At 64.8% G+C, this 11,346-nt stretch carries 7 protein-coding genes; all 7 read left to right on the forward strand.

Annotated elements, in window-relative coordinates:
* A partial coding sequence (locus JX283_RS08525) for a putative Ig domain-containing protein (RefSeq protein WP_239652514.1) occupies positions 1-1,797 on the forward strand: 1,797 nt, incomplete at its 5' end.
* 234 nt (positions 1,798-2,031) lie between these two features.
* Positions 2,032-3,981, forward strand: a complete 1,950-nt coding sequence (locus tag JX283_RS06535) for a PTS sugar transporter subunit IIA (protein WP_204829859.1) — start codon at positions 2,032-2,034, stop codon at positions 3,979-3,981.
* Positions 3,982-4,573: 592 nt separating this feature from the next.
* The gene (locus JX283_RS06540; protein WP_204829860.1) at positions 4,574-4,717 is read left to right on the forward strand and encodes a hypothetical protein; all 144 of its coding nucleotides are present in this window, start codon (positions 4,574-4,576) and stop codon (positions 4,715-4,717) included.
* A gap of 42 nt (positions 4,718-4,759) precedes the next feature.
* On the forward strand, positions 4,760-5,752 hold the full coding sequence (locus JX283_RS06545) for an ABC transporter permease (RefSeq protein ID WP_204829861.1): 993 nt from the start codon (positions 4,760-4,762) through the stop codon (positions 5,750-5,752).
* A gap of 10 nt (positions 5,753-5,762) precedes the next feature.
* A complete protein-coding gene (locus JX283_RS06550) occupies positions 5,763-6,788 on the forward strand; it encodes an ABC transporter permease (RefSeq protein ID WP_204829862.1) in 1,026 nt (341 codons plus the stop codon).
* Positions 6,789-6,800: 12 nt separating this feature from the next.
* Complete coding sequence (locus JX283_RS06555; protein ID WP_204829863.1) at positions 6,801-8,771, forward strand: ABC transporter ATP-binding protein; 1,971 nt, start codon at positions 6,801-6,803, stop codon at positions 8,769-8,771.
* Between the two features lie 56 nt (positions 8,772-8,827).
* On the forward strand, positions 8,828-10,591 hold the full coding sequence (locus JX283_RS06560) for an ABC transporter family substrate-binding protein (RefSeq protein WP_204829864.1): 1,764 nt from the start codon (positions 8,828-8,830) through the stop codon (positions 10,589-10,591).
* Positions 10,592-11,346: the final 755 nt, after the last annotated feature.

Below are 11,346 nucleotides of genomic sequence, written 5' to 3' on the forward strand. Positions count from 1 at the left end.
CTGGCCGCCCTGGACACCACGGTGACCGCCCCCGGCCCCCAGCTGGAAGGTGAGGCCATCACCCCGGTCAAGGCCGTGGAGCCCAACCGTCCTGGTTCTGTGATTACCTCCACCCAGACCAACGGCATTCTCGTGGACGGCCAGGGTCAGGTTGTGGGCACCCCGTCCATCACCGACTGGGGCGCCACCGAGGAGGAGCGCACCGTCCAGGTCCCCGTCAGGGTGACCAANGGCGNTGAGACCAAGGACGTCGTGNTGAACGTCACCGTCCAGCGCGACACCGACGGCGACGGCATCCCCGACGTCACCGACCCCGACGACGACAACGACGGTTTCACTGACGAGGACGAGAAGAAGGCCGGGACCGACCCCAAGGACCCCAACTCCAAGCCTCCGNCGCCCGCCGCCNTCGACGTTGCCGTGAAGAACCCGACGCCCCAGCTTGAGGGCAAGGGCATCACCCCTGTCACGGTGGTGACTCCCAACAAGGAGGGCTCCACCATCAAGGGCACCATTGCCTTCGGCATGGCCGTCAACCCCCNGGGNAANCTCACCGGCACGCCCACCATCGACGACTGGGGCAAGGACGAGGAGCAGCGCGAGGTGGAGCTCCCCGTCAAGGTGACCAACGGCACCGAGTCCAAGGACGTCGTGGTCAAGGTCACCGTCCAGCGCGACACCGACGGCGACGGCATCCCCGACGTCACCGACCCCGACGACGACAACGACGGCGTGACGGACGAGGACGAGAAGAAGGAGGGGACCGACCCCAAGGACCCCAACTCCAAGCCTGCGGCTCTCGATGTCGAGGTCAAGAAGCCTTCTCCCGTGATCGAGGACCAGGATCTCAAGCCTGAGAAGGTGGTGACGCCCAACAAGAAGGACGCCGAGATCCTCTTCAACACCGACGCCGGCTGCTCCGTTGACAGAGAGGGCAACACCAAGGGTCACGCCATCGTGAACGATTGGGGCAAGACCGAGGAGCAGCGCGAGGTCACGGTTCCCGGCGTGGTCAAGTACGGCTCCGAGAAGAAGTCCGCTGACGTGGTCTTTACCGTCCTGCGCGACACCGACAATGACGGCATCCCCGACGTCACCGACCCGGATGACGACAACGACGGTGTGAGCGACGAGGACGAGNTCAAGCATGGCACCGACCCCAAGGACCCCAGCTCCAAGCCGGTGGACTTCACCCTCGGCAACGGTGACCAAACCATCAAGGACGGCGACCCGATCAAGGATATGCCTGTCACCAAGGGCGACAAGGACAAGATCGACCTCAAGGGTCCCGACGGCCTCACCTACGACGAGGACAAGGGCGTTATCACCGGCACGCCCACCATCGACGACTGGGGCANGNACGAGGAGGAGCGCACCCTCACCGGCACGGTGACCGTGACCTACCCGGACGGCTCCACCGAGGACAAGGAGTTCACGATCACCGTCCAGCGCGACACCGACGGCGACGGCACCCCCGANGTCACCGACCCCGACGACGACAACGACGGCTTCACCGACGATCAGGAGAACCAGGCGGGAACCGACCCCAAGGATCCCAACTCAAAGCCTGAGAACGCGAAGCCCGAGGCGCCGTCCCAGGGCAACAGTTCCAACGGGAACGGCGACAACGGTGGTACGAACGGTGCTCCTTCCAAGACCGTGTTCTCTGCGGGTGGCTTCNTTCCCAAGCTTGGTGATGCCGGCGCCATCGCGGGCNTNCTCGGAAGCGCGGNNGCCGNTGTGGCCGNTGCCGTGGCACTGGTCTTCAGGCGCCGCAACCACAACGACGGGGAGTAAGAGTTAGGTCTTCCTTGAGGCGGTTGTGGATATGAGCTAGCGAAGCGGGAGGCATTTCTCTGAAATGCCTCCCGCTTTTTCATAAAAAGTACGAATTCATGCATAGGAATTCAGGTTTGAACTCCTACTCGAGTGGTAGGTAGCAATTGTGAACTATTCCGGCACTCTGCCGCGGCTGTAAGTTGCTTCGAGGAAAAAGGAGAGGTCGCTGTGGACCAAACAATCTCTTCATTTATGGAATACATCTACCGTCGCGACGGAGCCTCCATGACGGCCGTTATGGAGTATATGGATGTATGCGAGCGTACGGTGCGCACCTATGTGAAGGCAGCCAATGCGGAGTTTGCGGGCATTGCCAAGGTGAGTAAGCGTCGCGGTGGGGACTACCAGGTGAGCTGTTCCAACCCCGCCGCTTTTGAGCGGAGGTTGGAACAGGCGAAGCGCGGCGAGCCCGGCGTGTACCAAGACTCGGAGAGCCGCCTGCTCTATGCGCTGGCCAAGCTCATGGGCGACGGCCGGTGGGTCAAGTCAAAAGACATCCGCTCGGAGCTGTTCGTCTCAAGTTCGACGATAACGGCCCTGCTCAAGGACGTGGCGGCTGTCTGCTCGGAATTTGGGCTNCGCTTGGCGAGGAACTCCGCGAAAGGCTCTCGTATCGAGGGGCCGGAGTTCAGCAAGCGGCTCTGTCTGGAGAGCGCCGCCGTGGCCTCCCGCTGCGGCCTCGAACGCTACCTCAACATCGTGGGCCTCGACTCNAGGCCCTTGAACNCNTGCGCCNACGCNTTCTTTCGCGTGGTGGGCATCGCCGCCTCCGAAGTGGCGCGCAGGGACTTCATCCTGAGCCTCTCCCTCGTGATCCTTCGCTCGGGCCTCGAGCCTTCCCTGGAGCTTCCCAAAGAACTCGGCCGCTTTCTCACGCTTCCTCGCTTCACGACGATGAGCTCCACGCTGCGCTCCACCATCAGGAGCGTGCTCAGCCACACCGTCGACCTCAACGAGTGCGCCTTCGTAGTTATGCACCTGGCCTTTTGGTGCGACCTCGACGAGCCCATGGGAGGTACCACCGACGTTTTGGCCACCCAGCTCATAGAGAGCCTGGACAGAACCTTCAGGTGCGACCTCTCAAGCGACGAGGGGCTTCACGAGGTGGCGGCAAACCACCTGCGCCTCCTCTTCTTGCGCATGCTGTACAAGACCCCTGCCCGGCTCGAGCCGATCAAGGGGGTGCGCGAGTTCCTCCCTTTCTCCTACGTCCTTGCAAACGAGACCTGCCGGATNATCGAGTCGCGTTCCGGCCGGGAGATCCCCGATGGCGAGTGCGGGAGCATCGCCTTTATTTTTGCCCGGGCCCTGGTCCGGCGGTCCCATAGCACCGGGCCGACCCCGGTGGGGCTCGTCTCCTCTCTGGGGGAGGCGTCCCGCGACTTTTTGGCCGACAGGATCGCTTCGGAGCTTGGCAGCGAGGTGACCTGCTTCTCGGGATGGGCTGACGGCCGCCTCAAGAACTGCGACCTTTCCCGCCTCTCCTACATCCTTTCCACCGAGGAGCGCAATCCCTCGATGCCGGTACCCGTCATCAGGGTGGGCCATTACATGAGCGACGACGACCTTTTGTGCGTGCGTCGGGCAAAGCGCTCCATTGCCAGCTACGGCATGCTGGCCAAGGTCTTTCCCAAGCAGCGTTTCGACGGCGCGTGCAAAGCCACCAACGCCCACGGCGCCCTGTGCGACCTTCTCGCCCTTTTGGACCTGGTGGACAGGGACCCCGCGCTCTGCATGAGCCTGCTCGACACCCAGGGCGAGGAGCGGATGTACTACGGCAACGGCGTGGCGTGCGTCTATGCGCCCCGCGCGACCGTCCATCAGACCTCGCTGGCCTGCGTCCTGCTCCCAGAGCCTGTCTCATGGGGGGCACATCAGGTGAACGCCGTCTTTGCCCTGGTGCTCTCGAGGAGCGCGCCGGCCAGGGAGGCCGCAATGCTGCTGGGCTCGGTGTGCCGTCTNGCAGACCGGCGCGACGCCGTCTCCGTGCTCAAGGAGGCTCGCGACCACGATGCGCGCCTGCAGGCGCTGTCCGGGCTGGACAGCACTCGCCTTGTGGTGGAGGCCGACTCCCCACAGAAGGCCCGCGGCCAGGAGCGGTGCTTTGGGGGCACCGGTTTCCCTCAGTGGGCGGCCCGTTGAGGTCTTGCTTTCTTTTGCTGAATTGGCTGGCAACCAAAAGTTTTGGCAGGGGTGCCTGAATCGGCCATGTCCCTTCNCANCAAGAACGCCTAAACGCCATGTCACGCCCTCCCTGTCCTGCGCAGANAGGGCGCCTTTTGTCTGACTCTGATCAATAGCCTTAGTTTGCCGAATAAGGCGGCAGTTCATTGCTTGGTTCAACGGGCAATTCGGGGCGGCAGGGGGCCATCATAGGCTGCGCGCGCAGTCACGGTCGGCATTGCGCGCAGACCCCCGTCGGTCGTGTTCGGGCCCATTCCTTGCTTCACCTGCTGTGTCGTTTCCATTGTCTTCTTCTCGAGCGCGACCGGCGGGGCCTCGTGAAAAGNAGCCAGAGATGTCAACACCAAGCGCGACACTTGCCAGCTGCACTGCCCAACGAGAGCTCTGCGACGGNATTCTCAACGCNTATATGGAGACGACTTCCGGGCGTTACGCATCCGGCACCGTTCGGTCAAAGTGCACGGCGGTGNGGCGCNTCCNCACGTGGTGCCGAACGGAGCACGTCGATCCGCTCGTTGCCACGCCCGAGGACGCCGACCGTTTCGTTGGCATGCTCGACCGATCGATGTCCAAGCTCACAATTCGCGAGTACCGCTGCAACGTGAGGGTCTTCCTGCGGTGGCTGCAGCTCCAGATGGCGATTCACCTCATTGAGACCGGGGGGGACGAGGACCCGAGCGCCATGTTTGTCTAGGGTTTCGCCGCAGGCAGTGCAGGCACGTTCATGGGATGGTCTATGTCAAGTTTCCTTTTGTATGTTCTCAAGCGTGTGGCCGGCTACGCGGTCATGATCNNTGTGGCCACGTCGCTCACGTATTTTTTGGCCTCGGCCTTTCTCAACCCGAGGTCAAACTATGAGTCCAAAACGCCGCGCCCCCCCCAGGAGTCCATCGAGCGCTCCCTTGACGAGGCCAACCTCAACGACAAGACGCCCGTGGTGGAGCGCTATCTTCGCTGGGCCGAAGGGGTGGTCACGCGGGGCGACTTGGGCATCACCCCCACCGGCGACTCCGTGGGCCGGATCATCTCGGTGCGCATGGTCGTCTCCGCCCAGCTGCNCATAGCCNCCACGGTGCTNTCGGTGCTTATCGGCGTGGCCCTNGGCGTCTATACGGCGCAGCGCCAGTACGCTTGGCAGGACCGCGTGACGGGCGCCTTTGCCTCGGTGCTCATGGTGATTCCCACCGTCGTCTTCGCCATCTTGGTGGTCTTTGTGGCCATTGAGATAAACCAGCTGGTGGGCGCCCGCATCTTCTTTGTCACCGGCATGTCGTCCTACGACGGGGGCAACCCGTTGCTGTGGCTCGTGGACCNCGTTCAGCACATCTTCTTGCCNACNCTGGTCCTCACGNTGCTCGGCGCCGTGGGCTACNACCNNGGGCAGCGCACCTACCTGNNCGACGAGATGCACGCCGACTACGTCCGCACGGCCCGGGCCAAGGGTCTCACCCGCCGTCAGGCGGTGAGGCGCCATGCCCTACGCGCCTCCTTGATNCCCACGGCCGTCTCGGTGGCCTTCTCCATCGCCTCGGTGTTCACGGGTGCCGTGATGACCGAGAAGGTCTTNGGCATCCATGGCATGGGCGAGTACTTCATCAACGCCGTCAACGGCAACGACATCAACGGCGTGGTGGCCGTAGCGGCGTTCGGAGGCGTCTGCACGCTCGTGGGCGCCTTGCTCGCAGACCTGTTCGCCGCCGCGCTCGACCCGCGCATCAAGATGAGCTGAGGGGAGTCCCATGGATATCGACGAGAAGGACGGCACGAAAACCCCGCCGTCGGAGCCTCGCCATGTCACCAACGCAGAGCTCGAGCTCATGGCCGACGCCCGCGGGGGCACCGGCCAGGTGCGCCACATAGGCTATGCGTCGCTCGTGCTGCGGCGCTTCTTTCGCCAGCCTTCGGCCGTTGCGGGCCTTGTGATCTTCTTCTTGCTGGTACTCTTGGCCGTTGTGGGCCCCTTTTTGAGCCCCTACGACTACACGGAGCCCGATTTTGCGGCCCTGTCGCTTCCGCCCTTTACCGATGGCCACCTCTTTGGCACCGACGGCGGCGGCCTCGACCTGTTTGCCTGCGTGGTGCACGGCCTGGGCCGCTCCCTCACCATCGGCGTGGTCTACACGGTTCTCACCACGGTGATCGCCGCCGTGGTGGGCACGTCCATCGCCTATTCCCGCGGCATGGCCGAAAAGGTGGGCATGTGGATCCTCGACATGCTGCTCATCATCCCGAGCTTTCTGCTCGTGGCCATGATCGTGCGCGCGGCCGGAGCCAACACCGGCTGGATTATGCTCATCGCGGGCCTCACCGCCTTTGGGTGGATCGGCTACGCCCGTACGCTGCGCACCATGGCCCTCTCCCTGCGCGAGCGCGACTACGTGCGGGCCGCGCGCTACATGGGCGTGCCGCCGCTGCTCGTCATCGTGCGCCATCTCATCCCAAACCTCGGCTCCATCCTGGTGCTCGACACGGTGCTCGGGGTCATCGGCGGCATCAACTCCGAGACCGCCTTCTCATTCCTCGGCCTGGGCATCCAGGCACCCGACACCTCGCTGGGCTACCTGCTGAGCCAGGGCTCCTCCACCATGCTCACCACCCCGTGGGCGATCCTCATCCCCTCCCTCGTCTTGATCGTGCTGTGCGTCTCCATGCAGCTGGTGGGCGACGGCCTGCGCGACGCCATCGACCCCTACTCCAGGGCCGCCGGCACCGTGGCCGAGGAGGAGTCCGAACAAATCGAGCTCGAGCACGAGCTTCAGAGCTGAGGGGCGGCAGGCATGAGCAACAACACGCAGAAGGGCGCCGTGGCCCCCGTGATGCAGNTGCGCGGCCTCAAGGTCTCTTTCGCCACCGAGGCCGGCCGTGTGGACGCCGTACGCGGCGTGGACCTTGACATTTACCGCGGGCGCACGCTCGCCATCGTGGNCGAGTCGGGTTCGGGCAAGTCGGTGTGCGCCCTCTCCCTCATAGGGCTGCTCGACGACAACGCCAGGGTCTCCGGCTCGGTGACGCTCGACGGAGAGGAGCTGGTGGGCAAGAGCGACGAGGGGCTATCGGCCTATCGCGGCAAGCGCATCGCCATGGTCTTTCAAGACCCGCTCTCTGCCCTCACGCCCATGCTCACCATCGGCGACCAGGTGGCCGAGGCGCTGCTCGTGCACAACCCGTCCATGGACGCCGCCTCGGTACGCGCCCGCTCGGTGGAGCTCTTGGGCATGGTGGGCATCCCCGAGCCCGAGAAGCGGCTCGACTCCTACCCCCACGAGTTCTCCGGCGGCATGCGGCAACGCGTGGTCATCGCCATGGCTATGGCCAACGACCCCGACATCATCATCGCCGACGAGCCCACCACGGCCCTCGACGTNACCATCCAGGCCNAGATCCTGGACGGGCTCGCCATGGCCCAGGAAAAGACCGGCGCCGCCGTGGTGCTCATCACCCACGATTTGGCCGTGGTGGCCGGCACTGCAGACGACGTCTGCGTGATGTACGCCGGGCGCATCGTGGAGCGCACCGACGTGGACACGCTCTTTTCCCATCCGGTGCAGCCCTACACCATGGGCCTTCTGGGCGCGGTGCCCAAGCCCCACGAGGCGGCCAACCACCGGCTCGTCCCCATCAAGGGCGCGCCCCCGTCTTTGGCGGCCATCCCCTCGGGCTGCCCCTTCTCGCCGCGCTGCCCCATGGCAACGGAGCGCTGCCACGAGGTGGAGCCGGCTTTGGAGGCCGTTCCCGACGCGCGGCCCCATCTGGCCGCCTGCGACGAGCTGGAGCGGGTGGTGAGCGAGGGCCTCACCTTTGAGGACGTGTACCCCGAGCTTGATCCGCTGCCCGCCAAATGGGCCGACATGCCCCGCGACGAGCGCCCCGTCACCTTGGCCGTGCACGACCTCGTGAAGACCTACCAGGCCCAGGGCAAGGGGCTGCTCCGGCGGGGGAGCGACACCGTGCGCGCCGTGGACCACGTCTCCTTCAAGATCCACGAGGGCGAGACCCTGGCCTTGGTGGGGGAGTCGGGCTCGGGCAAGTCGACCACCCTCATGCAGATCATGGACCTTGTGGCCCCCGAGCATGGTTCCATCGAGGTGCTNGGCCATGACATCTCCGCGCTCAAGGGGCGCCGCGAGCGCCTTGCCGTGCGCCGCGACCTGCAGATCATCTTCCAGGATCCCATGAGCTCCCTCGACCCGCGCATGCCCATCTACAGCGTGCTCGCGGAGCCGCTGAAGGCCCAGGGGTGGAGCTCCCACGACATCAACCGGCGCATCGGTGAGCTCATGGGCCTTGTGGGTATCAACCCCGACTACGTGGACCGTTTCCCCACCCAGTTCTCGGGCGGCCAGCGCCAGCGCATCGCCATCGCCCGCGCCTTGGCCACGAGCCCCAAGGTGCTGCTCCTCGACGAGCCCATCGCCTCTCTGGACGTCTCCATCCAAGCGGGCATCATCAACCTCTTGGAAGACCTCCAGGCCCAGCTCAAGCTCTCGTACCTCTTTGTGGCCCACGACCTGGCGGTGATCCGCCATATCTCCGACACCGTGGCCGTGATGCACAACGGGCGCATCGTCGAGCAGGGCGACACCGACGAGGTGTTCGACCATCCCAAAGACCCCTATACCAAGGCCCTCATTTCGGCCATTCCCATTCCCGACCCCGCCGTGGAGCGTACCCGCGAGCGCCTGGTGCTCGTTGGAAACCGCCTCGTTCCCGCGAGGCGCCCCGGGCGCGGCCAGGACGGCGGGGCCTGACAGACGTGGCATCTCGGGGTTGCGTGGCGGCCCCGTTGACAGCAAAGGAGAAGCCTATGGACACCAACAACATATCGCGCAGGGCCTTTGTGGNCCTGGCCGGGTCGGCAGGGGCTGCGGCTGCCGGTGCAGGCCTCGTGGGCTGCAACGCGGCCGGCGGCGGCAACGGCTCGGGCAACAGCGAGTCCTCGGCGGGCGTGCCCGCCACCACCCCCGCGGACAAGCTGCCCCTGCCCGAGAAGGGCAAGGTCTACATCAACGAGCAGCCCCGCGACAACATCAAGGACGGCGGCACGCTCACCTTGGCCATCTCCGAGATCGGCCCCGACTGGAACAAGACCAGCGTGAACGGCAACACCGCCTATATGAGCACCCTGTGGAACAAGATGGCCCCACTTCTANGNCTCTGGTCCCCCGATGGCTCGGAGATCAAGCCCAACCCCGACTATGTGGAGTCGTGCGACGTCTCCGAGGAGTCGGGCAAGGAGGTCGTCACCATCAAGATGAACCCCAAGGCGGTCTTTAACGACGGCACCCCCATGGACGTGGAGGCCTTCAAGACCGCGTGGATGACGGGCAACGGCAAGGACGAGCGCTTCACGCCCGCCTCTACCGACGGCGTGGAGCTCATCGAGAGCGTGGAGAAGGGCGCCGGCGACCACGAGGTGGTGATCACCTTCTCCACTCCCGCCTACCCGCCCCAGGCATTCATCGACGTCATGCACCCTGCCAACCAGGATCCCGAGGTGTATACCAAGGGGTGGGTCAACAACCCCCACAACGAGTGGCAGGCAGGCCCCTTCGTGGTGGACTCCTTTGACGATGCCCATGTGACCTTCAAGCCCAACCCCCAGTGGTGGGGCGACTCTCCCAAGCTCGACGAGGTCACCTACAAGCAGATGGACGCCCAGGCGGCCATCAACGCCTTCAAGAACGGGGAGACGGATGCCGCTGCCGCTGCTTATCTGGAGCAGTTGCAGAACTACAGCACCACGGAGGACGCCGAGATTCGCCGTGCCTTCGCTGACTCTTTGGCCTGCTACGAGCTGAACACTACCCGCGGCGCCCTGCAGGACATCGTCGTGCGCAAGGCCTTCTGCCAGTGCTTCGACCCCAAGATCGACCTCTCCATCTCCTACAAGGGCGTGAGCTGGGATGAGGACAGGCTCGGCTCCATCGTCATGTACCCGTGGCAGGCCGGCTACGAGAACAACCTGCCCGACGATGTCAAGAAGCTCGACGGCGCCTCTTCCGAGGACCGTGCCAAGGCCGCGCGCAAGACCCTCGAGGACGCCGGCTACGCCTTGGACGGCGACTACTACGCCAAGGACGGTGTGCAGGCGGCCTTCTCCTTGGACTCCTTTGGCGACTCCGCCACGGGCAAGAGCCTGGATGCCGCCGTGCAGAAGATGGCCAAGGATGCTGGCATCAAGATCGACATCAAGACCCACCCGGCCTCTGATTTCTCCAAGGTGGTGAACAGCGGCGACTTTGACATGATCGGCATCCGCTGGGGCGGNTCTCCCACGGGCTACGACTTTGGCTACCAGCTGTACGGCTCCGACACACCGTCCAACTTCACCCATGCTGGCAGCCCCGAGGCGGACAAGCTGTTCAACCAGGTCCTCGGCGAGTCCGACAACAAGAAGCAGGTCNAGNTGTGCAACGNGGCCGNGAAGAAGGCCCTCGAGCTCTACGCCATCGTCCCCAACCAGAANNGCCCGGATGGCATGGTGGTGAAGAAGGGGCTCGCCAACTACGGCCCTTGCCTGCTCCAAACGCTGCTGCCGCAGAACATCGGCTGGCAGAAGGAGAACTGACCGGCTCGCGCGGGGCGCCCGGCAGCTGGGCGCCCCGCGCGGGGCTTTGCTTGAGAGGAGTTCCTTCGTGAGCCTCATAGACACCATCTGGGAGCTGATTCATCCCGATGAGCCGGAGCCGACCGGGGTCAAGTTTCCCTATCTGGACTCCTGCGACAGGATTTGNAAGGAGTACGTGCCCGAGAGGGGCCGCTCCAGCGCCCTGCAGGGCGAGCTTCNGCGCCAGGTGGAGCTCTTGCGCACCGAGGCCCGGGAAAACGGCAACCTCAACTGGGACGAGAGCTACACCGCGTCGTGCGACTTTATCGCGGAGCACTTGGTGGAGCAGAAAGGGCTGCCTCTTTCCATGCGAAACGACGTTTCCGGGGCCGTCAAGACCATCATGCGNTGCGGCTTCTACGCGGAGCGCTGCTTTACCGGGGAGGTTCCGCAGGAGGAGGTTGACGTTGCGCGGGCGTCGTGCGCCAGCGACGAGCCATTCGACGTGATTTGCAACGCCATCGGAAAGCTCGACGAGTGGGCGGGAGACTCCATCGCCTACGAGGCCTGAGGGCTCGCGGGTCGTGCGGTTGTGCAGGGGAGGCGGCTGCGGCTGCCTCCCCTTTTGCATGCGGCTGCGGGCGATGGGCCGGCTGCGGGCGATAGGCCGGCTGCGGGCCTCTCCCCACCTGCGGTCCCAGCGTGACCCCTCTCTGCGCCTGAAAGCGATTGAGGGCGCCCTCAATCGCTTTCAGGCGGAAAGGGGCGGGCGGGAG

The sequence above is a fragment of the Olsenella sp. CU969 genome (assembly GCF_905219715.1).
GTDB lineage: Bacteria > Actinomycetota > Coriobacteriia > Coriobacteriales > Atopobiaceae > Granulimonas > Granulimonas faecalis.

Excerpts from the sequence above, each read along its gene's own strand:
- JX283_RS06540 (WP_204829860.1), top strand. The coding sequence starts at position 4,574 with ATGCTCGACCGATCGATGTCCAAGCTCACAATTCGCGAGTACCGCTGC.
- JX283_RS06550 (WP_204829862.1), top strand. The coding sequence starts at position 5,763 with ATGGATATCGACGAGAAGGACGGCACGAAAACCCCGCCGTCGGAGCCT.